The sequence below is a fragment of the Streptomyces sp. NPDC059785 genome (genome assembly GCF_042732375.1).
Taxonomy (GTDB): domain Bacteria; phylum Actinomycetota; class Actinomycetes; order Streptomycetales; family Streptomycetaceae; genus Streptomyces.
On sequence record NZ_JBHWHV010000010.1, the window covers coordinates 1 to 20,952 of the forward strand.

General features: G+C 70.7%; 22 protein-coding genes. 9 read left to right on the forward strand and 13 right to left on the reverse strand.

Features of this window, described 5'->3' with window-relative positions; translation table 11 throughout:
* Positions 1-141: 141 nt before the first annotated feature.
* Positions 142-699: a GNAT family N-acetyltransferase gene (locus ACFV6E_RS09925; RefSeq protein WP_385172364.1), complete on the forward strand. Its 558-nt coding sequence runs from the start codon at positions 142-144 to the stop codon at positions 697-699.
* Between the two features lie 54 nt (positions 700-753).
* Here ACFV6E_RS09925 and ACFV6E_RS09930 read toward each other — a convergent pair whose 3' ends face one another.
* The 9 genes from ACFV6E_RS09930 to ACFV6E_RS09970 all read right to left on the reverse strand — a co-directional run bounded on the left by ACFV6E_RS09930 (position 754) and on the right by ACFV6E_RS09970 (position 9,841).
* Positions 754-2,433 carry a type IV secretory system conjugative DNA transfer family protein gene (locus tag ACFV6E_RS09930; RefSeq protein ID WP_385460337.1) on the reverse strand — a complete coding sequence of 560 codons (1,680 nt, stop codon included), beginning with the start codon at positions 2,431-2,433 and terminating at the stop codon, positions 754-756.
* A gap of 1 nt (position 2,434) precedes the next feature.
* Positions 2,435-3,859, reverse strand: coding sequence for an ATP-binding protein (locus tag ACFV6E_RS09935; protein WP_385172358.1), 1,425 nt, complete (start codon positions 3,857-3,859; stop codon positions 2,435-2,437).
* A 14-nt stretch (positions 3,860-3,873) separates the two neighbouring features.
* On the reverse strand, positions 3,874-5,433 hold the full coding sequence (locus ACFV6E_RS09940) for an SCO6880 family protein (RefSeq protein WP_385172356.1): 1,560 nt from the start codon (positions 5,431-5,433) through the stop codon (positions 3,874-3,876).
* Positions 5,430-6,758: a hypothetical protein gene (locus ACFV6E_RS09945; RefSeq protein ID WP_385460340.1), complete on the reverse strand. Its 1,329-nt coding sequence runs from the start codon at positions 6,756-6,758 to the stop codon at positions 5,430-5,432. Before ACFV6E_RS09945 ends, ACFV6E_RS09940 begins: the two co-directional genes overlap by 4 nt.
* Complete coding sequence (locus tag ACFV6E_RS09950) at positions 6,748-7,593, reverse strand: hypothetical protein (RefSeq protein WP_385460342.1); 846 nt, start codon at positions 7,591-7,593, stop codon at positions 6,748-6,750. The genes ACFV6E_RS09945 and ACFV6E_RS09950 overlap by 11 nt, the downstream gene beginning before the upstream one ends.
* A 234-nt stretch (positions 7,594-7,827) precedes the next feature.
* Positions 7,828-8,136, reverse strand: a complete 309-nt coding sequence (locus tag ACFV6E_RS09955) for a hypothetical protein (RefSeq protein ID WP_003991275.1) — start codon at positions 8,134-8,136, stop codon at positions 7,828-7,830.
* Positions 8,137-8,563: 427 nt separating this feature from the next.
* Complete coding sequence (locus ACFV6E_RS09960; RefSeq protein ID WP_385172349.1) at positions 8,564-8,797, reverse strand: DUF397 domain-containing protein; 234 nt, start codon at positions 8,795-8,797, stop codon at positions 8,564-8,566.
* On the reverse strand, positions 8,790-8,984 hold the full coding sequence (locus ACFV6E_RS09965) for a DUF397 domain-containing protein (RefSeq protein ID WP_385460345.1): 195 nt from the start codon (positions 8,982-8,984) through the stop codon (positions 8,790-8,792). Before ACFV6E_RS09965 ends, ACFV6E_RS09960 begins: the two co-directional genes overlap by 8 nt.
* Positions 8,985-8,995: 11 nt before the next feature.
* The gene (locus ACFV6E_RS09970; RefSeq protein ID WP_385460347.1) at positions 8,996-9,841 is read right to left on the reverse strand and encodes a helix-turn-helix domain-containing protein; all 846 of its coding nucleotides are present in this window, start codon (positions 9,839-9,841) and stop codon (positions 8,996-8,998) included.
* Between the two features lie 207 nt (positions 9,842-10,048).
* On the opposite strand from ACFV6E_RS09970, the gene ACFV6E_RS09975 reads away from it, so the two are divergent.
* Positions 10,049-10,495 carry an ATP-binding protein gene (locus ACFV6E_RS09975; protein WP_385172341.1) on the forward strand — a complete coding sequence of 149 codons (447 nt, stop codon included), beginning with the start codon at positions 10,049-10,051 and terminating at the stop codon, positions 10,493-10,495.
* Positions 10,496-10,555: 60 nt separating this feature from the next.
* Positions 10,556-11,338, forward strand: coding sequence for a trypsin-like serine peptidase (locus ACFV6E_RS09980; RefSeq protein ID WP_385172339.1), 783 nt, complete (start codon positions 10,556-10,558; stop codon positions 11,336-11,338).
* On the opposite strand, the gene ACFV6E_RS09985 is transcribed toward ACFV6E_RS09980, so the two are convergent.
* The gene (locus ACFV6E_RS09985; RefSeq protein ID WP_385172337.1) at positions 11,335-11,736 is read right to left on the reverse strand and encodes a VOC family protein; all 402 of its coding nucleotides are present in this window, start codon (positions 11,734-11,736) and stop codon (positions 11,335-11,337) included. The genes ACFV6E_RS09980 and ACFV6E_RS09985 overlap by 4 nt on opposite strands.
* A 139-nt stretch (positions 11,737-11,875) precedes the next feature.
* Here ACFV6E_RS09985 and ACFV6E_RS09990 point away from each other — a divergent pair, with 139 nt between their 5' ends.
* Positions 11,876-12,925 carry a helix-turn-helix transcriptional regulator gene (locus ACFV6E_RS09990; RefSeq protein WP_385460350.1) on the forward strand — a complete coding sequence of 350 codons (1,050 nt, stop codon included), beginning with the start codon at positions 11,876-11,878 and terminating at the stop codon, positions 12,923-12,925.
* 63 nt (positions 12,926-12,988) lie between these two features.
* Here ACFV6E_RS09990 and ACFV6E_RS09995 read toward each other — a convergent pair whose 3' ends face one another.
* Positions 12,989-13,579, reverse strand: a complete 591-nt coding sequence (locus tag ACFV6E_RS09995; RefSeq protein ID WP_385460353.1) for a hypothetical protein — start codon at positions 13,577-13,579, stop codon at positions 12,989-12,991.
* 139 nt (positions 13,580-13,718) lie between these two features.
* Between ACFV6E_RS09995 and ACFV6E_RS10000 the strand changes: the two genes are divergently transcribed.
* The 3 genes from ACFV6E_RS10000 (at position 13,719) to ACFV6E_RS10010 (ending at position 17,551) form a co-directional block, all read left to right on the forward strand.
* Positions 13,719-15,536 carry a serine/threonine-protein kinase gene (locus ACFV6E_RS10000; protein ID WP_385460355.1) on the forward strand — a complete coding sequence of 606 codons (1,818 nt, stop codon included), beginning with the start codon at positions 13,719-13,721 and terminating at the stop codon, positions 15,534-15,536.
* A 139-nt stretch (positions 15,537-15,675) separates the two neighbouring features.
* Positions 15,676-16,620, forward strand: a complete 945-nt coding sequence (locus ACFV6E_RS10005) for an NlpC/P60 family protein (RefSeq protein WP_385172367.1) — start codon at positions 15,676-15,678, stop codon at positions 16,618-16,620.
* Between the two features lie 223 nt (positions 16,621-16,843).
* Entirely contained in the window at positions 16,844-17,551 is a 708-nt protein-coding gene (locus ACFV6E_RS10010; protein ID WP_385460358.1) for a phosphatase PAP2 family protein, read from the forward strand.
* Between the two features lie 84 nt (positions 17,552-17,635).
* On the opposite strand, the gene ACFV6E_RS10015 is transcribed toward ACFV6E_RS10010, so the two are convergent.
* Both ACFV6E_RS10015 and ACFV6E_RS10020 read right to left on the reverse strand, forming a co-directional pair.
* Positions 17,636-19,216, reverse strand: a complete 1,581-nt coding sequence (locus ACFV6E_RS10015) for an FAD-binding oxidoreductase (RefSeq protein ID WP_385460361.1) — start codon at positions 19,214-19,216, stop codon at positions 17,636-17,638.
* Positions 19,217-19,376: 160 nt separating this feature from the next.
* Positions 19,377-19,547, reverse strand: coding sequence for a hypothetical protein (locus ACFV6E_RS10020; protein ID WP_385172322.1), 171 nt, complete (start codon positions 19,545-19,547; stop codon positions 19,377-19,379).
* A 181-nt stretch (positions 19,548-19,728) separates the two neighbouring features.
* On the opposite strand from ACFV6E_RS10020, the gene ACFV6E_RS10025 reads away from it, so the two are divergent.
* Both ACFV6E_RS10025 and ACFV6E_RS10030 read left to right on the forward strand, forming a co-directional pair.
* Positions 19,729-20,571 (forward strand): hypothetical protein, encoded by an 843-nt coding sequence (locus ACFV6E_RS10025; RefSeq protein ID WP_385172319.1) that lies wholly within the window; start codon positions 19,729-19,731, stop codon positions 20,569-20,571.
* A gap of 118 nt (positions 20,572-20,689) precedes the next feature.
* Complete coding sequence (locus tag ACFV6E_RS10030; RefSeq protein ID WP_385172316.1) at positions 20,690-20,875, forward strand: hypothetical protein; 186 nt, start codon at positions 20,690-20,692, stop codon at positions 20,873-20,875.
* Positions 20,876-20,952 lie beyond the last annotated feature (77 nt).

Sequence of the window (20,952 nt, forward strand, 5' to 3'; positions counted from 1 at the left end):
GAGTAGGACGCCGCCGAACTAAAATTAGTAAAGACAGAAAGCCCCCGCCCGGGTTGACCGGTGCGGGGGCTTTCTGCATTTCAGGGTACTTCCTGTCTTATTGAGATGAGGGTGTAGCGCCCAGGTACTACGGTGACGGGCATGAACCATGTGATCCGCCCGATACGTACCGGGGAGTGGGCAGCGGTCAAGGAGCTTCGGCTCACCGCGCTCCAGGACCCCGCCGCCCCGCTCGCCTTCCTGGAGACGTACGAGGACGCGGTGGGCCGCTCCGACGCGTATTGGCAGGAGCGGACGGACGGGGCCGCGGAGGGGCAGACGGAGCGCCAGCAGTTCGTCGCCGAGGGCCCGGACGGCGTATGGGCGGGATCGGTGACCGTACTGGTCGAGAAGGCCGGGGCGCAGGAGCCCTTCGGTGGCGTCGTCGAGCGGGACCAGGCGCACGTGGTGGGCGTGTTCGTACGGGTCGGGCAGCGGGGGAGCGGACTGATCGGAGCGCTGCTCGATGCGGCCCTGGAGTGGTCTTGGGAGCGCGGGCTCGAGCGCGTGCGCCTGTATGTGCACGAACGCAATCCGCGAGCGGAGGCCGCCTACCGTAAGGCGGGGTTCGTGCCGTCGGGAGGGACGGCGGCGGTGCCCGGGAATTCGGATGACCGGGAGCTGGAACTGGTGATCGAGCGGCCGTCCGGAATGCTTTGACCCGGCAGCCTCCCACATCCTCGGAGGCCCGGCAGCGTTGGACGTAACGCCAGGCTACGGCTGGACCGGGAGGTCGTACTGCGGCCAGCGGGAGCGGCCCTGTTCGCGGGAGCGGAGGAGGGCGAGGGTCGGCAGGCCCCGGTCGGCTCCGTTGGTCAGGAGCTCGGGGAGCTGGGGGAGCGGGGCGACCGCCGCGACGTCGTCCAGGACGAGGGTGAATGGTGGGTCGAGGCGACCGGAGGATGACCGTTCGGCCATGCGCCGGCCGCGCTCGACCACGCTTGAGGCGAGGGCCGTGAGGAGTGGCATAGCTCCCGGGTTCGCCTTGGGATCCTCGATGGCTTCACCTACCACGTAAAGCGTGCCCCCTTCGTTGACGAAGGAATCCAAGGTGAGCGCATCTGTTCGGTTTGGAGTGCAAGATTCGCGGACGTTGACGGTGAACAGCGCGGACAGTGCGCGGGCCGTCAGTTCCTGGGCGATGTCACGTCGTTCGGGGTGGGAGGTGAGCGCTGCCTCCAGCTCGCCGGCGGCGCCGGACGCCGCCTTCGGGTTCGTCCGCAGGGCCCGTACCGCGTCTTGGATCTGGGTGCCCTGGGCCCAGCGGTGGACATGGCGGAAGGCCCTGCCGTCCACGGCGGCGGCGTGCAGATAGCTGCGCAGGAGTGTTTCGGCGACGTCCGCCATCGCCTGGTCGATCTTCGCGGTGGGGCGGACCGGGGCGAGTAGCGCCGCCGCCCTGGCCGCGGCCGTCGGCTTGTCCTCGCAGCCGGCCGCGGGGGACCAGTGGAGGCGGGCCGGGGTGTCGCACAGATGCGAGGGGTCGTAGAGCAGGACGGGGCCGAGTTTTGCGCGGGCGTCCTTGGTCTCCGACCAGACCGCCGGGTCCGAGGTGATGACCAGGGCCGGGCCCTCCGCGTCCCGCACCGCCTGGACCGCGACCGGCCGACGGGTGCCTACGGGGCCCAGGACTACGGGGCCGCGGGGGGCGGGGACGGCGGCAGGTACGGCAGCGGGCACAGCGGAAGGGGCTGCGGCAGCAGGGGCTGCGACGGTAGCGGGAGTTGAGGTAGGGGGAGTGGCGGCCGCGGTGGCTGTCGGTACCGGTGCTGGTGCTGGTGTCGGCGCGGCGGTGGGCTGGGGCGCGCTCCCGGCCTGTACCGCGCCCGACGTCGGCCCGTACGCCTCTGGTCCGCCCGTGAGCCCGTATGCCTCCGTGCTCTCCACCGGACGGGCCTCAGGCGCCGCAGCCCGGCCTGTGTTCGGACCCGCGACCGGACCCGGCACCGGATCCGTGACCGTACCCGCAGCCGGGGCAGGTGCCCCGATGTCGTTGGCCAGGCGTTCCGCCTTCCGCCTGGAGCGGCCCGCCCGCCAGCGGGCGAATGTCCCCAGGACGAAGACGGTGAGGACTAGCAGGACCATCAGCTGGCCGATGAACAGGCCCCAGAAGAGGCCGTAGCCGGAGAGCTGGGAGTCCGGGGTGTCCGGCCAGGCGCCCGGTACGTCGTGCGGCTGGCCGATCAGGTGGCGCATGGCCAGCGGGGTGTGGCTGAGGGTGACGCGGTCGGGCCAGGCGCCGTGGGAGAACCAGCCAGCCAGGCCCGTCGCCGTCCACACCAGCAGGGTCATGCCGAGCAGGAAGGCCAGGACCCCGATGAGCAGGCCGTCGGGGATGCCGCCCTGACCGTCGTGCCGGTGATCGCGGCCGTGGCCGTGGTCGTCCCGTTTCATCTCACGCCACCGTGGACTCGGAGGAGTCGCCGAAGTCGCCCAGGTGCTGTTCCACGAAGGCGGCGGCCCGTTCCTCGGCCTCGAGCTCCGCGGCGAGCAGCGCGTCGTCGCCGAGGTGGTCGGCGGAGGACTCGGTCATCGCGCGGTCGGTGAAGACGAGGGGCCGTTCGGTCTCCGTGATCAGATGCTTGACCACCTGGACGTTGCCGTTCACGTCCCAGACCGCGATGCCCGGGGTCAGCGTCGGGATGATCTCGACCGCCCAGCGGGGCAGGCCCAGGACGCGGCCGGTCGAGCGCGCCTCGTCCGCTTTCTGGGCGTAGATGGTGCGGGTCGAGGCCATCTTCAGGATCGCCGCCGCCTCCTTCGCGGCGGCTCCGTCGACCACGTCGCTGAGGTGGTGCACCACCGCCACGAACGACAGACCGAGCCGCCGGCCGAACTTCAGCAGGCGCTGGAAGAGCTGGGCGACGAAGGGGCTGTTGATGATGTGCCACGCCTCTTCGACCAGGAAGATGCGCTTCTTCCGGTCGGGCCGGATCCAGGTGTGCTCCAGCCACACGCCCACGATGGCCATGAGGATGGGCATCGCGATGGAGTTCCGGTCGATGTGGGACAGGTCGAAGACGATGAGCGGGGCGTCCAGGTCGATGCCGACCGTGGTCGGGCCGTCGAACATACCGCGCAGGTCACCGTCGACCAGCCGGTCCAGGACGAGGGCCACGTCGAGGCCCCAGGCCCGTACGTCGTCCAGGGCGACGTTCATCGCCTCGGCCGACTCGGGTTCGGGGTGGCGCAACTGTTCGACGATGTCGGTGAGAACCGGTTGGCGGTCGAGGATCGATTCATTTACGTAAGCGTGCGCGACCTTCAGCGCGAAGCCGGAGCGCTCGTCGAGACCGTGGCCCATCGCGACCTCGATGATCGTCCGGAGCAGGGCGAGCTGTCCGGTCGTGGTGATCGACGGATCGAGGGGGTTGAGTCGGATGCCCATGTCCAGAGCGGCTGTCGGGTCGAGCCGGATGGGAGTTATGCCCAGCTCTTCGGCGATGAGGTTCCATTCGCCGACTCCGTCCTCGCCCTGCGCGTCGAGCACGACGACCTGGCGGTCCCGGAAGCGGAGCTGCCGCAGTACGTACGTCTTCTCCAGCGCCGACTTGCCGTTGCCTGACTCGCCGAGGACGAGCCAGTGCGGGGCCGGGAGCTGCTGCCCGTACAGCTGGAAGGGGTCGTAGATGTAGCCCTTGCCGGAGTAGACCTCGCGGCCGATGATCACGCCGGAGTCGCCGAGGCCGGGGGCGGCGGTCGGCAGGTAGACGGCCTGGGCCTGGCCTGTCGAGGTGCGTACCGGGAGGCGGGTCGTCTCGACCTTGCCGAAGAGGAAGGAGGTGAAGGCGTCGGTGAGGACGGACAGCGGATCCCGCATCAGAACATCAGCCCCTACCTGCGGATTCCGGTGGCGAACGGCAGTGTGTTCACGAAGGCGCGATGGTGCTCACGATCGCACCACTCCAGTTTCAGGTACGACTTTCCGGCCGATGCGCGGATGGTCCGCTTGTCGCGGGCGAGTGCTTCGGGGGAGCGGGAGGAGACGGTGATGTAGCCGACGAGATTGACACCGGCGGCGCCGCTGGCGAGGTCCTCGCCGCGCTGGTCGAGCCGGTTGTGGGAGGCGATGTCGCGCGGGTCGACGGTGCGGTTCATCTTGGCGGCCCGGCTGGCCTCGGCCTCGTCGTTCGTCTTCTCCGTCAGCATGCGCTCGATGGCGATCTCGGTGGGTTCGAGGTCCATGGTGACGGCGACGGTGCGGATGACGTCCGGGGTGTGCACGAGCAGCGGGGCGAGGAAGTTGACGCCGACCGGAGTCATCGGCCACTCCTTCACCCAGGCCGTGGCGTGGCACCAGGGGGCGCGGGTGGAGGACTCGCGGGTCTTCGCCTGGAGGTACGTCGGCTCCATCGCGTCGAGCTCGGCCGGCCAGGCGTTGCGCTTGGTCATCGCCTGGATGTGGTCGATGGGGTGGTCCGGGTCGTACATGGAGTGCACGAGGGAGGCGAGACGGCCTTGTCCGAGCGGTTGCCGTACACGGATGTCGGCTTCCTGGAGCCGGGAGCAGATGTCCGTCAGCTCGCGGGCCATGACGACGGCGAGTCCGGCGTCGCGGTCGAGTTTCCGGCCGCCCTGCGGCCGGGCGGCGCGGGCCATCGCCTGTGCCTCGGCGGCCAGTTCGCGCGAGTAGTGCATGCAGGCGACGAGGTAGGCGCGGTGCTGCTCGCTGCTGGTGGACACCATGGACTGGAGCTGGTTGTACGACTGCTGCAGCCAGCCGGGTGCCCGCTCGTCGCCGCGCACGGCGACGTCCTTGGCGTGCGCGTCCGGGTCGGCGGGCAGGGTGCGGGCGAGCATCTGGATCCGGGTGACGAAGCCGTCGCCGTTGGCGACGTGCTTCAGCAGGGTGCCGAAGCGGTCGACCAGGGCTTCCTGGTCCTCGCTGTCGCGCAGGCCGACGCCGGGGCCCTCGATCTCGATGGCGGCCGTGACCGTGCGCCGGTCGGCGTGCAGCAGTACGGCGATCTCGTCCGGGCCGAAGGGGGCGGCGAGCCAGCTGATCCGGCCGATGCCCGGCGGTGGTCCGACCTCGACCTCACGGCCGTCGATCCGGGTGCCGGCCTCCATGGTCGCGGAGCGGTAGGCGGTGCCCTGGCGCAGGCTCCGCTTGTAGCTGCGGTTGATTTCGAACCACTTGTAGAACGTCCGCCGCTTGTACGGCACGTAGACCGCGGCGAGGGCCAGCATCGGGAAGCCCGTGAGCAGCACGATGCGGAGGGAGAGGACAGGGACGAGGAGCCCGCACATCATGCCCAGGAACGCGCCCGCGATGATCAGCGCGATCTCGCCGGACTCGCGGTTCCGGCCGACGATCGCGTTCGGCCGGGCGCGGCCGATCAGATATGTACGGCGGGGCGTGACCGGATGGGACACGTGGGACTCGGTCGTCAACGCCCTTCACCTCCCGTGCGATTGGTGCTGCTGTTGCGGGTGTTGCCGGCGTGGGGGGTGTCGATCGGACTGCTGCGCGGTGCGGGAGCGGCGGAGGGGACATTTCCGCCGCCACCGGAGCCTCGCGAGCTGTGCGCGGCTACGCCTCCGGACGCGGGGTTCGCGGGGCGGGACTGCTGGGGGGCCTGGCCGCGGCCGCCCCCGCTGTTGCTGTCCGCGCGGGCGCTGTGGGTCTTGATGCCCTGGGCGACGAGGGTCGCGGGGGAGCTGATGACGGCGGCGGCCTTGCCTTCGGCGCCCTGCATGATGCGGTTGTTGCGGGAGTTGGCGATCTCGTCGCCGAAGCCCGGTACGAAGCGGTAGATCATCGCGCTCGCGAAGATGGCCAGCAGGACGATGGCGAGGCCCGAGACGATGGCGGCCAGCGAGTCGGGGCCGTCGTCGCTGGCCAGCGCGCCGGCCAGGCCGAGCACGATGACGATCACCGGCTTCACCAGGATGACGGCGATCATCACGCCCGCCCAGCGGCGGACGTGGCCCCACAGGTTCTTGTCGACCAGGCCCGCGTAGACGACGACGCCGAGGAGGGCGCCGACGTAGAGCAGGATGGCTCTCAGATACAGCTCCAGGTAGAGGACACCGGCCGCGAGGATGGACACCAGCGACACCAGGATCAGCATGATCGGGCCGCCGCCGATGTCGTTGCCCTTGTCCAGGGCGCCGGCGAACGTCCCGAAGAACGCGTCCGTCTGGTCGCCCGTCGTCTTCGCCAGTACGTCGCTGACGCCGTCCGTGGCGGACACGACCGTGTACAGGATCAGCGGGGTGAACGCGGACGCCAGCACCGTCAGCCAGAGGAAACCGACGGCCTCCGACAGGGCGGTGGTGAAGGGGACGCCTCGCACCGCGCGCTTGGCCACGGCGAGCAGCCACAGCAGCAGCGTCAGGATCGTCGACGCGGCGAAGACCACGGCGTACTGCTGGAGGAACTTCCCGTTCGTGAAGTCGACGTTGGCCGTCTCCTGCACGGCCTCGCTGAGCTTGTTCACGGTCCAGGACGCGGCGTCGGCGCAGCCCTGCGCGAGGGAGGAGAGGGGGTCGAGGGTGGAGGTGAGACTGTTGGACCCGCCTCCGCCGGTTCCGCCGCCGGAGCTGTCACCTTCTTTGCAGTACTTCTTGGCCGGGCCGGCGATCAGAGAACAGGGGTCGTCGCTCGGGGAGGGTGACGGATCGGCGACGGCACGGGTCGCGAGCAGTAGCGCAGCCGCCTGCGCCGCCGCGACGATGCCGGTGAGCTTGAGTGCACGGTGCTGGCTACCGGGCATACGTGAACCCTCCGAACTCCTCGACCGCCTTGCCGATCTCGTCGGCTCCGGAGACGGGGTTGTCTCCGGTGACCGGAGTCGGGCCGGTTTTCTGGCTGGTCTCCAGGACCTTCCAGTCGCCACCGCTCCAGTTGAGTTTCAAGGTCAAGGTGAACCAGCTACCGGTCACGGGGCTGGTCGAACCGTCGCCCGTAAGACCGAACAGTCCGTTGCACCAGACCTCCACGGTCGCCGTATCGGCGGCGGACGACGTGATCTTGGTGCCGACCGGCAGCGTCCGGCTGACGAAAGTGCTGCCGGAGGGCGCTCTGCCGTCCTCTTTGAGTCCGATGTTCTTGAGGAAGTCGGCCGAGTAGTCGGCGTCGAACCCGGACTGGAGCCGGTTCACGGAGCTGGGGTCGGCGACGGTCTGCACGATCACGTGCCGTTCGTCGGTGTTGAACATGCCCTCGGACCCCAGCGAAACCGCGTAATTCGCCGCCGCCGACTGCGCCCCCTGCTGGTCGTGGGCGAAGCCCGACGGGATGCCGCCGTTGCTCGTCTTCACCGGCTGCTCCCCCGTAGCCGACGTCGGGTTGCTGTCCGCCTTGTCGTTGTCGGCGTTGTCCGAAGAGGAATCGCCCCCGCGGTTGGCGAAGGCGATGGCGGCGATGAGCAGCACGATGACGCCGACGACGGTGACCAGGCTCCGGGAGGAGGAGCGGCCGCGGCGGGCGCCGCCGTAGACGTCGCCGGTCCGGTCGGGCAGCCGCGTCCGGGTCTGCCCCGCACCGCCGTATCCGCCGCCGTCACCGCGCGAGGTCTCGCCATACCCGTGATCGTCACCGAGACTCATACCGCGCACGCCCCCTCGACCTCGTACCGAAATGCCGTGTACCGAAATGCCGCGTACCGCAACGCGTAGCAGTACGACGGTAGCCGTGCTGGGAGCCGCGCGGGCGCGGTGTGGTGACTCGACATCAGGGAAACGCAACCTCAGCCGGTGGGCGCGACGGACGGATGGGTCGGAGGGAACCGGGCGGGCCCGGCCGGGACTGATGGTGCGCCAGGCCGGGCGGCCCGGCAGGGCCTAGACAGCCATGCCGTAGACGATGGTGAAGAGCGTGCCCAGTGAGCCGATGATGAAGACTCCGGTCAGGCCCGCGATGATCAGGCCCTTGCCCTGTTCCGCACTGAAGGTGTCCCGCAGGGCCGTCGCACCGATGCGCTGCTTGGCCGCACCCCAGATCGCGATGCCGAGGCAGAGCAGGATGGCGACCGCCATCACGACCTCGATCATCACCTTCGCCTCGTTGCCCAGGCTGCCGAACGGGCCCCAGTCCGGAGCGATCCCGCCGATGATGGTGTTGATGTCGCCCTTGTCGGCCGCGAAAAGCATGTAAGTCACCGCCCCTTGTGGGTTGTTCTCTCCCGCCCCTGCCACTGCGCGCAGAGGTCAGCTCATTCTCGCCGACAAAGGCGCAGTCGGATGTCGACTTGGCGTCATTGATTGGCGAATTTCGTACGTATCTCTTGTCACAGGCCCTCGCGGGGGCCTCACGGGGGCGTGTGGCGGCATGCCGGAGCACTCATGATCACTCTGTGTATCACGGCAGGTCACGCCGGGCAATGAAGTCGAACCGGAACCTGTGGTGTGGTTCCGTCGTTAACCCCTCTTACGCCATGTGCGTCCTGACGGTACGCGCCTGGCGTCGGCGGTTTCGGCCCGTTCTGTGCTGGACGGCAGCCGCCGGTTGAAGGGTAGCGCCGGATCCGGAACACGGGGGTGGCGGTCGCGGGTGCCTGACCGGTGGCCCAGCCGGTGGCTAGGGAGTCTCCTCCAGCCCCTCCACGAAGTGGTCGAATTCTCCCGCCTGCACGCCCAGCACGAAGGCGTCCCACTTCTTCTGAGTGGTGGTCACGACGGTGGCGGGATCGCTGGTCTCGCGGAGGTATACGAGGTCGTCCGGGCCGAAGGCCAGCTCGATCCAGGGACCGGGGCCCGTCGCGTCGTCCGGTGCGGCCCGGACCCATTCGAGATCCGAGGGCACGTCAGCCATGGTCAGGGGTCTCCTTGAGGGTGTGGATGAGGGTGCGGAATGCCGCGGGCGCGGCGCTGAGTATGACCCGGCGGGGGTCGGCGCTCTCCGTGAGGCGGATGGTCCCGGTTCCCGGGGCGGTGGCGACGTGCACGCAGGCCTCTCCCTCGCCGCAGTAGGAAGACTTCTGCCAGGCGGTGGTGGGCATGTCGGTTCCTTTCACAGGTCCTGGAGGATGGTGTTGATCAGATCGCGCGATTTCTCAGGTGTGAGGGCCATGTCCGCCATGCGCCCCAGGAGCACGCGGTACTTGTCGAGCTGCGCCTCGGCGTCGATGAGCGCGGAGCCGTGGGACTGGTCGAGGTGCACTGTGTCCAACTGCGGGACGGGCCCGTGGGCGTACAGGATCGACTGGCCGGAGCCGGGGTAGGCGCCGGCGGCAAAGGGGATGGCCTGGATCGTGATGTGGGCGCGCTCGGTCATCTCGAGGATGTGCCGGAGTTGGCGTTTGGTGACCTCGGGACCGCCGAACTGCATGCGGAGAGCAGCCTCGTGAATGATCGCCAGGTACGGCGTCGGATGGTCTCCGAAGAGGACGGCCTGGCGCTTGATGCGGAACGACAGCCGGTGCTCGACGTCGGGAGGCGAGAGCTCGGGCACGACCTGCCGGATGACCTCACGGGCGTGGTCATGGATCTGGAGCAGCCCCGGGATGTGGGCGGTGACTCCCGCGCGGAGGCGGGCGGCGTGGTGCTCCATCTCGGCCAGGTCGACCAGCCTGCCGGGCAGGAGACCGCGATACTCCTCCCACCAGCCCCGCTTGCGGTCGGGTGTCATGCCCGCGAGAGCCTTGATGAGGGCCTTGTCCGAGCATTCGTAGTGGCAGGCGATGGTGCGCAGGCGGTCGGGGCTCACGCCGTGGCGACCGGCCTCCATGTTGCTGACCTGGTTCTGCTTGATGCCGAGGAGCTGCGCGGCCTGTGTCGAGGTCAGGCCCGCCCGCTCGCGCAGTCTGCGAAGCTCGGCCCCCAACCTGAGTTGACGCCCGGTGGGCGTGCCTCTCATGGCCAACGTCGTTCCCCTTCGGCCCCGCTGTGTCACTCACACGCATGAACACCTAAGTGCTTTGCGTATCTCGGTCTAAGAACTTACTGCTTCGCGCTACCTTCGTCGTAGGCGCCTTACCCGGAAGCACCCCGCTCGACGGAGCGGCTGAGGTCACCGGGTCACGTGAACGAACCGTCCAACTTCGCACCGTGATCGGAGACTTCCATGGCCACCGTATCCCCGCCCTGGGCCTACACCCTCCAACTCCCGCGTGATCCACGCGCGCCGGGCGTCGCCCGGTCGACCCTCCGTACCGTGCTGGCGGCGCACGAACTCGCCGCGTTCGCGCCCACCGCCGAGCTGCTCGCCTCCGAACTGCTCACCAACGCCTACCTGCACACGCAGGGCCCGTACGCCCTCCGTATCCGCTGTGCCGAGCCGGGTCGGCTGCGCGTCGCGGTGTGGGACTCCGACCCTGTCGTCCCCGTCGCGTTCGGGGGCTCGTACCCACAGCCTGTGGACAGCGGCGCGACCGCCGAGCGCGGGCGCGGACTGCACCTCGTACGGGCCTGCGCCGACGCCTGGGGCTCCTACGTACTGGGGGACGCCGGGCGTGAGCGGGGCGGGAAACTGCTGTGGGCGGAGTGCCAGGGAAACCTTCCACGGCAGTGAAACCCCTTGTTCATGGGCTTCCGGAGACATTCCGGGCGCACTAGGGCAGAGTGAGGGGTGATGAAGCGCACCACCCGCCCCTCCGGTACCCGGCGGCATACGGTGTCCGCCGTGGTGCTGATGCTCGCTGCCGTGACCTCCTCCGTGGCGGCGGCCGACGACGGCGACGGGCCGCTCGGGGTGACCGTCGAGGCCGACGACGACGCCCGCAGCGCTCGGGTCGGGGCCCTCTTCCACAGCGCCGACCTCGACAGTGATCACTTCTGCACGGCGTCGGTCGTGCACAGTGCGGGGCGGGACCTGATACTGACCGCCGCGCACTGCCTGGACGGCGGCGGCGCGCTCTTCTTCGTTCCGGGATACCGGGACGGGCGGGCGCCGTACGGGGTCTGGGAGGTCGGGCAGACGTACGTGTCCGACACCTGGTCCGGCACCCGGGACGAGGACAGCGACCTGGCCTTCGCCGCCGTCGGGCGTCTGGCCGGCGCCGGCGTCGAGGACGTCGTCGGCGGCAACGCCTTCGTCACCGGCAGGGCGACCGGATCGACGGCCGTGACGGTCACCGGGTACCCGAAGAAGGCGGACGCGCCGATCACCTGCACGAACAAGCCGACGGCCGCCGCCCACAGCCGTACCACCCACAGCCGCACCACCCAGCAACGCATCGAATGCCCCGGCTTCCCCGGCGGGACCAGTGGCAGCCCCTGGATCAACGGGGACGGGCGGCTCGTCGGGCTGATCGGCGGCCACGAGGAGGGCGGCAGCACCGCCGACGTCTCGTACAGCGTCGTCCTGGGGGCGGAGGCGGCGGCGCTCTACCGGAGGGCGGGCGGCGCGGCCTAGCGCGCGGCGAACTTCGCGATGGCCGCCGGCGTGACCGGGGTGAAGAAGTTGACGAGGTTGCCGTCGGGGTCGCGGAACAGCAGCGCCCGGTTGCCCCAGGGCATCGTGGTGGGCTCGTTGACGAAGTCGGTGACGAAGCCGGTCAGGTTCCGGTGCACCTGGTCCACGTCGTCCACGAGGAACTCGATGATCACGCTGTGGTTCTCCGCGGGACGAGCCGAGCCCGGCGCGAACAGCGGGACCGTACGGGCGCTGCCGATCGCCAGGGTGCCGTGCGCGGTGCCGATCTCGGCGAAGTCCTCGGTCGCCCACGCCGCCCGTATCCCGGTGGCCCGCTCGTAGAAGGCGACCAGGCGCGCGATGTCGCCGGTGATGACGCGGATCGAGACGAAGTCCATGGGTATCTCCCTGCTGGTTTCCGGAGCCGTGTGCTCCCTTGTCCGGAGCGATGTGCTCCCTTTCGCCCTCGCGGGCGCCTCCGCAGGCTAGGAAAGAATGTGGACAGAACTCGTCCGGTATCGCCGTTAGGCTCACGACATGTCCCGTCCCACCGGTCGCGTCCTGGCCCTCCTGGAGCTGTTGCTGTCGGGCGGCACCCGGACGGTGGCCGAGCTCGCCGACCGGCTCGGCGTCGACGGCCGCACCGTGCGGCGCTACGTGGACCAGCTCGTCGACCTGGACGTACCCGTGGAGACGCTGCGCGGCCGCTACGGCGGCTACCGGCTCTCCCCCGGTTACCGGCTGCCCCCGCTCATGTTCAGCGACGACGAGGCGCTGGCCGTGCTGCTCGGCCTGGTCGCAGGGCGCCGGGCGGGGCTGACGACGGCGCAGGACACGGCGGGCGAGACCGCCGCGGCCAAGATCCGGCGGGTGCTGCCCCCGCACGTCGCCCACCGGCTCGGCACGCTCCTGGAGTCCCTCGACTTCACGGACCGGTCCGGCCGGCCCGACGGGTCCGAGCCCCCGGACGCCGGTGTGCTCCTGGCCCTCGCCGACGCGGTGCGCCACCGCCGGCCCGTCCGGATCAGATACGGCGACCGTGCGGGGCGGCGCACCGAGCGCACGTTCCACCCGTACGGGATCGTCGCCCACGCGGGCCGCTGGTACGTCACCGGCAGGGACGCCGACCTCGACGAGGACCGCACCTTCCGGCTCGACCGCGTCGCGGACGTCAGGGCCCTGCCGGGGGCGGGGCCGTTCGAGGAGCCCCCGGGGCCCGGTCCGGTGGAGCGCGTGCTGTCGGGCTTCGCCACCGCCGAGTACCGGTACGAGGTGACCCTGCGCGTCCACGGGACCGTGGAACAGATCCGCGCCCACCTGCCCGCGAGCGTCGCAACCGTCGCGAGCCTGGAGCAACCCGAGCCCGATTCCGATTCCGATCCCGAGCCTGCGACAGACAGAAACCCTTCAGCCGAGCGCTGGCTGCGCGTGGAGCTGCGCGCCGAGCGGCTCGACTGGCTGCCCCGGACGCTCGCCGCCCTCGACCGGCCCTTCGTCATCGAGCGCCCCGACGAACTGCGCGATCTCGTCCTCGCCCTCGCCGACCGCCTCACGGCCTGCGCCCGCGCCACCGCCCACCGGAGCTGAGCCGCCCACCGGAGCTGAGCCGGTCGCCGGAGCTGAGCCGGTCTCTGCCCGCCGCCCCGGCCGTCAGCCGCCCAGCCTCGGCAGCACGAGGAGGCTGATCAGGCCGAGCGACATCACCACACCCACGTACGAGAGCGGGCGGTGGAAGATCGGCTTGCCCTGCTCCATGACGACACCGACCGGGGACGGTGTCGGCTGCGGCAGCCTGCTGATCCGCACACGCACGTACAGGTTCCACAGCAGCGTGAGCGGCGTGAACACGAACAGGGACAAGGGGCTCCACCAGCCCCCGGCCATCGTCTTCGCCGTCATCTGCCGGTGCAGTCCGGTCGCGCACGAGCGGCACAGCGGGCCCTTGGACTTGGCGAACTCCATCGCGATGAACAGGCCGGTGTGCTGGCGGATGGTCATCTTGCGCGCGGGCTGGGCGGCGCATATCCGGCAGACGGTGGCCGGGTCGGGAGCCTGCTGCCCATAAGGATTCTGCCCATGAGGATTCTGCCCGTACGGGTTCTGCCCGTACGCCGGACCGTTCGGCACGTAATCGCCCTGCGCGGCCTGAGGGTTGCCGTAACCGCCCTGCGCGGCATAGGGGTTGCCCTGTGCGCTCGGGGCGCCCTGTGCGGGGTACGGCTGCTGGGGCGGTGTCGCCATGTGCGGTGTCCTCTCACGGATGACGTCCGGGGGGTGGTTCATAGGCGGTGCGGCACCCTATCGCCATTGCCGTCCGGCGTTCCCCCGTTCCGTCAATCCGCCATTTCGCCGAACTACGCCGTATGGCAAGGTCACTTCCGTGGAGGCACTCAGAGATCGCGATCCGGCGCTGATAGGCGCGTACACGCTGCTCGCCCGGCTCGGGGCCGGCGGTATGGGGCAGGTGTACCTCGGCCGCTCGCCCGGCGGCCGGCTCGTGGCGATCAAGGTCATCCGTGACGAGATCACGGACCATCCCGAGGCGCTGGCGCGGTTCCGCCGCGAGGTCGAGACGGCCCGCACGGTGCGCAGCGCGTACACGGCCAACCTCATCGACGCATCGCTGGACAGCGCCCCTTACTGGCTCGCCACCGAGTACGTCTCCGGGCCGACGCTCAGTCAGGCCGTCGCCGAGCGGGGGCCGCTGCCCCCGGAGACCTGCCGCGCCCTGTTCGCCTCGCTCGCCGAGGGGCTCGCGGCGGTGCACGGGCACGGCGTCACGCACCGGGACCTCAAACCGCAGAACGTGATCCTCGCCGCCCAGGGACCGCAGCTCATCGACTTCGGCATCGCGCGCGGCGCCGGACAGACCGCGCTCACCGAGGCGGGATTCTCCCCGGGCACCCCCGGCTTCACCGCTCCCGAGGTGCTGCTGCGCAACGAGGTCGGCCCGGCCGCCGACGTCTTCGCGCTCGGCGCGACGCTGGCCTACGCGGCGACGGGGCGGCCCCCGTTCGGTGCGGGCGAGCCCGCCGGGGTGAGCTACCGCGCCGTCCACGAACCGATCGATCTCGCCGGTGCGGAGCCGCAGTTGGCGGCCCTGGCCGAGGCGTGCGTGGCCAAGGACCCGGCGGCGCGGCCCGGCCTCGCCGAGGTCATCACACGCTGCGGGGTGCGCTCGGCGCTCGTCGAGGACACGTTCTACGGGTCGCTCGCGGCCCTGGGCGAGGCGGTACCGCAGACCCCGCCCGCCCAGCGCCCCGCCCCGACGCCGCCGGCCCCGACCAGCCCGCCCCCCGGCCCGCACGACTTCCCGACGGCCGGGACCCCGCACGGTTACGGCCCCGGCTACGGACCCGGTTACGGACCCGGTTACGGACCCGGTCAACCAGCCGGTTACGGGCCCGCCCACGGGTACACGCCCACCCAGGTGTCGCAGCCCGCCGCCGCCCCCGCCGCGCGCCGCCGCCGTACCGCCCCCTGGATGATCGCGGCCGCCGCCGGACTCGCGCTGGGCGTCGGCACGGCGATGGCGTTCGTCTTCCTGCCCGACGGCGACGGCGACAAGAACGACGAGGCGAAGGGCTCGGCGCGGCCCGGCGCCACCTCGGCCACGCCCACGGCCTCCGCGAGCGGCGGCTCCAAGACGCAGGCGCCCGCGTACATCGAGGCGACGGCGCCCTCACGGGACTACTGGACGGCGGACGAGGACGCCACGTACGGGCAGGGCTCGTGCAACCTGCCCGCCGAGGAGCGCAGCGCGGACGAGTTGCAGGCCTCCGTCTCGGCCGCCGGCTCGGACGCCCCGTACACCTCGGGCAAGGGCCGTATCAGCTTCCGTTTCAAGTACGCCGCCCCGAAGGCCAATGAGTCGTACTTCGTCTCGGTGGCCGTGAAGCCCCCGGACGAGATCGACTCGGACACCGGCAAGCCCTACGAGGGAGGGCTCCAGCAGAACCTCGACCTGGGGTACACCAGCAAGCCCGTCGACCTCTACGAGAAGTACCGGAGCGACCCGGACAACCCGTACGTGGAGCTGACCTACCCCGACGACTTCCAGAAGATCGTGAAGGGGAAGAAGTACAGCGACGCCATCCCCGTGGCGAACGACCCCGGCGACTGGACGGTCCTCTTCCTGCACGCCGAGGGGCCGAAGAAGTACGCGACCGTCTTCTGCCTCGGCTTCGCCGCGCGGTAGCACGCACGGCGCAGTGGTGCACACGACACGGAACCTTGGGGAATGGCCCGTAAAACCGGGCGCGGTGGGGGAGGGTTGAGACGTGCGAAAAGTACGGGTGGCCAGTGGTGTCGCGGTCGGGCTGTGCGTCAGCTTCGTGATGCTGCTCGTCGTCGGGGTGTACATGGTGGCCGGGAACCTGGCGAACGGCGTGGGCAAGGGCAGCGTCGGCCTGGCCAAGGGCGCCGTGCCGGGCGCCTACCAGACACTCGTGCAGAAATGGGGCAACCTGTGCGACGCGATCAACCCCGCCCTGCTCGCCGCCCAGCTCTACCAGGAGAGCGGCTTCGACCCGGACGTCGTCAGCCCCGCCGACGCGCGCGGCATCGCCCAGTTCATCCCCAGCACCTGGGCCACCCACGGCATAGACGGCAACGGCGACGGCAAGCGCGACATCTGGGACCCGAATGACGCGATTCCATCGGCCGCGTCGTACGACTGCGAGCTCGCGAAGTACGTCAAGGACGTCCCCGGGGACACCACGGACAACATGCTGGCGGCCTACAACGCGGGCGCGTACCGCGTCATAAAGGCGGACGGCGTACCGGGGATCAGCGAGACGCAGAACTACGTCAAGACGATCCGCACCCTGGAGAAGAGCTTCGCCGCTCCCACCACCCGGGTGGACCCCTCCGAGCAGGCCGCCACCGCGATCGCCTACGCGCAGGAGAAGCTGGGCACGCCCTACCTGTGGGGCGGCACCGGCACCGCTGAGCAGGGCGGACGCTTCGACTGCTCCGGGCTGACGCAGGCCGCGTACGACAAGGCGGGGGTCACGCTGCCGCGTGTCGCCAACGACCAGTACAACGCGGGCGCGCACCCCAGCAGGGACGAACTGCTCCCGGGAGACCTGGTCTTCTTCTCCGACGACCTCACCGACTCGCGGGCCATCAGGCATGTGGGCATCTATGTCGGCGGCGGCTATATGATCGACGCTCCGCGGACCGGTGCGGTGATCCGTTTCGACCCCATCGACACTCCGGATTACTTCGGGGCGACCCGAGTTACCGAAGATGGCGCGAAAGCATTGCCCACCAGCGTCTGAAATCGTCCAGAACCCACCCCCTGAGCTGCGGCGATGAGTCTCTCTTCGATAACGTCTGCGTGATCGTTCCGTGGAATGTGGAACGTGGTGAAGGGGACTGTGCGTTCCTTTTGGTGTAGCGCGCATTCAGGAAGCGGAGCGCGGGTCTACGACCACGGGGGCGGGACGGGCGACGCACGTACGGTGCGGTCGCGGAGGACGACGACGAAGGGGCCGCAGCGCAATGGCTGGACTCGCCGAATCAGGGTCGAACCCCGACGTCAGCCTGCTCTACGACATCAACGGCCTGGCCAAGGACGCGCCGCACTGGTTCGACCGCGGCATGGAGTTCGTCGGCGAGTACGGGCTGCTCCTCGCAATGGTGCTGCTCGTGCTGTGGTGCTGGTGGGGCGTGCGGCGCGACGGCGGGCGGAACGCCGCGCCCTCGGTGGCCGCGCTGGTCTGGGCGCCGCTCGCGGCGGGCCTCGCCGTCCTGGTGAACGTGCCGATAAGGGGCTTCGTGGAGCGGCCCCGGCCGTTCAAGGACCACGACGGTCTCGAAGTCCTGGTCACCGGCAAGAACGACTTCTCCTTCGTCAGCGACCACGCCACGCTCACCATGGCGATGGCCGTCGGACTCTTCGTCGCCAACCGGAAGTTCGGGCTCGTCGGCATAGGGCTCGCGCTGCTCGAAGGCTTCTGCCGCGTCTACATGGGCGTGCACTACCCGACGGACGTCGTCGGCGGTTTCGCCCTCGGCACGGCGGTCGCCCTGCTGCTCTCGCCGGTCGCCATGGCGCTGCTGACGCCGCTGGTCCGGGCGATCGAGCGGTCCCCGCGCGTGGGATGGCTGGTCCGGGCCCGGGGTGCGGAGCCGACGGCGGAGCAGGACCGGATGATCGCCGGTTCGGCCACGGCCGAGCGGCGGGACGACCGGGACCTGGCGGCGTAGCCCACCACCGGTACGGGGTCTGCACGGCGTAGCCCACCACCGGTACCGGCCCCCGCAGTCCGCTGCCTACAGCGCCTACAGCGCCTACAGCGCCTGCGGATACGTGAAGAAGCGGTCCGGGTCGTACCGCTTCTTCACTTCCGTCAGCCGGCTCGCCGCGTCCCCGTAGTAAGCCTGGCGCCAGTCCTTGAGCGTGGCGTCCGTGTAGTTCTGGTAGGCGGCCCCCGAGGCGTGGCGGCGCATCGCGGTGTGGGCCGAGGCGAGCCAGGACCCGGCGGCGGAGCCCGAAGTGCCCGCCTCCCAGGAGGCGATGTACTGGGCCAGCATCCGCGAACGGCGGTGCACGAAGGCCGTCGCGGTCGGCGACACCCGGTTGACCGCGCCGCCCAGCGCGGTGAGCGCGATGCTGCCGGGTCCGCCCCGGACCTCTTCCAGCTGCGTCAGCAGGGTCCGTACCCCGGCCGCCGTCAGTGAGCGGTCGAAGAAGTCCGAGCGGGCCGCGTAGGTCTCCCGGTTCAGCGCGCCCCGTGCGCTGCGGCCCGGCGTCGAACCGGGCAGATGGCACTGGGCGTCCCCGCCGAACCCCGTACAGCCCGCGTACACCTCCATCGACTCCTCGTACGAGCGCCGGCGCAGTGACACCTCGCTCGCGGAGGCGCCGATCCGGTCGGCCAGCCGGTCCACCGCGTTCTGAAGTTCGCCGTAGGTGCCGAGGGAGACGGCCGAGACCGTGACGGTGGGCGTGGAGCCGGGCGAGTTCTCCAGGTGGCAGGTGGACCAGATCTCGTCCGGCTGGTCCGGGCCCCACTCCTGCCAGGCCGTCAGCACGGCGGCGGCCCTGGACCACGGCCAGGACATCGACGCGGTCACCCCTTGTGGTGCCGGGTGGGTCCTGAAGCGCAGCTCGGTGACGACGCCGAAGTTGCCGTTGCCCGCGCCGCGCAGCGCCCAGAAGAGGTCCTCGTTCTCGGTGGCGCTCGCGGTGAGCTGCTTGCCCTCTGCCGTGAGCAGTGTCGCCGAGGTGAGGCTGTCGCAGGTCAGTCCGTAGGCGCGGGAGACGACACCGTGGCCGCCGCCGAGCGTGAGACCACAGACGCCGACGGTGGGGCACGAGCCCGCCGGTATCGTCACGCCCTTCGCGCTCAGCGCCCGGTACACGTCGATCAGTTTGGCGCCGGCCCCGACGACGGCTTCGCCGCCCGAGGCCCGGACGCTCTTCAGCGCGGAGACGTCGACGACGAGCCGCCCGTCGCCCGAGGACCAGCCGGCGTACGAGTGGCCGCCGTTGCGGATGGCCACGGGCACGTCGTGGGCGCGGGCGTAGGCGAGCGCGGTCCGTATGTCGTCGGAGTGCGCCACGTACGCGACGGCCGCGGGCTTCAGGGAGTCGAAGCGGGTGTTGTAGAGCTGCCGGGCGTCCGGCCAGGACCGGTCGCCCGGCCGTATCAGGTCGCCGTCCAGGTCCTTGGCCAGGCCCGGCCAGTCGGCGGCGGCCGGGGTGCCGGTGCTGCCGGACGAGCCCTTGCCGGTCCTCGTCGCGGTGGCCGTGGGCGTGCCGGTGCCGCGCCCGGCCGGGTCGGTGGCGGTGCCGTCGCCGCTGCACGCCGCCGTGGCCGCCGCCGCGAGCGTGACCGTGGCCGAACCGATGAACGTACGCCGTCGCATGTGCGCCTCCCGCCGGGCCCCGTGCCCTGGTGCCCGCGCCGCCCTGTGGAACGAGACGGGCACCGGGCCCGTGGGGTTCCGCCTGCCCCGTCCGTCCCGTGCCGAACGGGAGTCCGCGGGGTCGCACGGCGTTCCGGGCGTACGCGGTGGCCGCGGGAGGCTACAGAGGTGGCGCCCCGGCGTGCTTCTCGGCGTCGGTGCGCGCCAGGCTGCGGGCCCGGCGGGCCGGTCCGCGCCAGCCGCAGGAGCAGCGGGCCAGACAGAATCTGCCCTGCTCGACCGTCGTCGTGCGGTGTTCCCGGGTAGCGGTCGTCTCTTCCTGCTGCGCCACACGGCCACGCTAACCGAGCCAGGTGAACGGACGGTGAGCGCGTGACGGTGCCACCTACTCGTCGTTAATCGGGGCACATCTCGGGACATGTCGCGGGATCTGTCCTGGGACACCTCCCGGGACGCATGTCGGGACACACGAGGCCGCGCACGGACGGACCGGCTCTGGGGGTAGGCAGACGATGACGGAGCAGGAGCACAGGCGGACCGGACCGGCGGTCGCCGCCGTCGTCACCGCGGTGGGGATCGTGGCCTGCGCCACCGGGTGCGCGGGCGGCGGGGCCGCGGCCGACGCGGCGCCCACCGGCGACGACGCCCTGAAGACCCTGCACGACAGCGCCGCCGAACTGGTGCGCGCCGGCAGTTCCAGGACCCGTACGTCCATGGAGATGGCGGCCGGCGGTACCCGGGTCACCGTCCGCGGCGAGGGTGTCTACGACTTCGCGGAGCGGCTCGGCCGGCTGAAGGTGACGCTGCCGCAGGACCCGGCGGGTTCGCCCGAGCACCGGCCCATCACCGAACTCCTCGCGCCGGGCGCCCTGTTCATGAAGAACCGGGGCGCCGGGGTGCCCGCCGACAAATGGGTCCGCGTCGACACGGCCACGCTGTCCGACGGGAACCTGGTGACGAACGGCGCCACCGACCCGTTCGCCGCCGCCGAACTGCTGGGCGGGGCGCGGACCGCGGTGTACGCCGGCCGCACCGAGGTCGCCGGGACCCCGGTGCGGCACTACCGCGGCACCGCCGATCTGGGCCTCGCCGCGAAGAGCGCGCCGAAGGGCCACCGGGAGGCGCTGCGGGCGGCGGCCCGGGGCTTCGCCACCGCGCGGGTGCCGTTCGACGTCTATCTCGACGACGCGGGACGGATCCGCAAGGTCAGACACCGGTTCCGGCTCGCGAACGGGCAGCAGGAGAGCACGGTCGCGGTCGCCTCCACGACGCTGCTGTACGACTTCGGGGTCCCCGTCGACGTACGGCTGCCGGGCGGGGCCGATCTCTACGACGGGGAGATCGCCGAGTCCTAGCCGTCTGCCGGGTGTGGGGAAGCCGGTACGTGCGGGGCCGGAAATGGTCCGTTGGTGCCATGCGCGGTCTGTAGGCCGCTCCCTACTCTTGGAAGTCGGTGACGGCAGGAAAGAGGTGATGTACGTGGCTCCGGTCGGCGGTACGGCAGTTCAGGACCACGTGGCCCTCGCCGAGATCGAGCTGTGCGGAGACCTGATCATCGCGGCGTCGGCCGCCGACGAGGACCGGCTCAGCCTTGCGAGCATCGACGAGGTGCTGAAAGTGGCCGAAGAGCGCGCCTTCGACAAGGACGCGAACGACTAGACCGCCCCGCACCATCCCGAGCACCACCCCAGCGCGTGGCCCGGCCCCCGCCCCGCTGGACCACCGGGAATCAGCCA

Excerpts from the sequence above, each read along its gene's own strand:
- ACFV6E_RS09955 (WP_003991275.1), bottom strand. The coding sequence starts at position 8,136 with ATGCTTTTCGCGGCCGACAAGGGCGACATCAACACCATCATCGGCGGG.
- ACFV6E_RS09925 (WP_385172364.1), top strand. The coding sequence starts at position 142 with ATGAACCATGTGATCCGCCCGATACGTACCGGGGAGTGGGCAGCGGTC.
- ACFV6E_RS09930 (WP_385460337.1), bottom strand. The coding sequence starts at position 2,433 with ATGAAACGGGACGACCACGGCCACGGCCGCGATCACCGGCACGACGGT.
- ACFV6E_RS09990 (WP_385460350.1), top strand. The coding sequence starts at position 11,876 with ATGTCCCGTCCCACCGGTCGCGTCCTGGCCCTCCTGGAGCTGTTGCTG.
- ACFV6E_RS10030 (WP_385172316.1), top strand. The coding sequence starts at position 20,690 with ATGTACGTGGCTCCGGTCGGCGGTACGGCAGTTCAGGACCACGTGGCC.
- ACFV6E_RS10015 (WP_385460361.1), bottom strand. The coding sequence starts at position 19,216 with ATGCGACGGCGTACGTTCATCGGTTCGGCCACGGTCACGCTCGCGGCG.
- ACFV6E_RS09960 (WP_385172349.1), bottom strand. The coding sequence starts at position 8,797 with ATGGCTGACGTGCCCTCGGATCTCGAATGGGTCCGGGCCGCACCGGAC.
- ACFV6E_RS09935 (WP_385172358.1), bottom strand. The coding sequence starts at position 3,859 with ATGCGGGATCCGCTGTCCGTCCTCACCGACGCCTTCACCTCCTTCCTC.
- ACFV6E_RS09985 (WP_385172337.1), bottom strand. The coding sequence starts at position 11,736 with ATGGACTTCGTCTCGATCCGCGTCATCACCGGCGACATCGCGCGCCTG.
- ACFV6E_RS09980 (WP_385172339.1), top strand. The coding sequence starts at position 10,556 with ATGAAGCGCACCACCCGCCCCTCCGGTACCCGGCGGCATACGGTGTCC.
- ACFV6E_RS09945 (WP_385460340.1), bottom strand. The coding sequence starts at position 6,758 with ATGCCCGGTAGCCAGCACCGTGCACTCAAGCTCACCGGCATCGTCGCG.
- ACFV6E_RS09965 (WP_385460345.1), bottom strand. The coding sequence starts at position 8,984 with ATGCCCACCACCGCCTGGCAGAAGTCTTCCTACTGCGGCGAGGGAGAG.
- ACFV6E_RS09950 (WP_385460342.1), bottom strand. The coding sequence starts at position 7,593 with ATGAGTCTCGGTGACGATCACGGGTATGGCGAGACCTCGCGCGGTGAC.
- ACFV6E_RS09970 (WP_385460347.1), bottom strand. The coding sequence starts at position 9,841 with ATGAGAGGCACGCCCACCGGGCGTCAACTCAGGTTGGGGGCCGAGCTT.
- ACFV6E_RS10005 (WP_385172367.1), top strand. The coding sequence starts at position 15,676 with ATGCTGCTCGTCGTCGGGGTGTACATGGTGGCCGGGAACCTGGCGAAC.
- ACFV6E_RS10025 (WP_385172319.1), top strand. The coding sequence starts at position 19,729 with ATGACGGAGCAGGAGCACAGGCGGACCGGACCGGCGGTCGCCGCCGTC.
- ACFV6E_RS10010 (WP_385460358.1), top strand. The coding sequence starts at position 16,844 with ATGGCTGGACTCGCCGAATCAGGGTCGAACCCCGACGTCAGCCTGCTC.
- ACFV6E_RS09975 (WP_385172341.1), top strand. The coding sequence starts at position 10,049 with ATGGCCACCGTATCCCCGCCCTGGGCCTACACCCTCCAACTCCCGCGT.
- ACFV6E_RS09995 (WP_385460353.1), bottom strand. The coding sequence starts at position 13,579 with ATGGCGACACCGCCCCAGCAGCCGTACCCCGCACAGGGCGCCCCGAGC.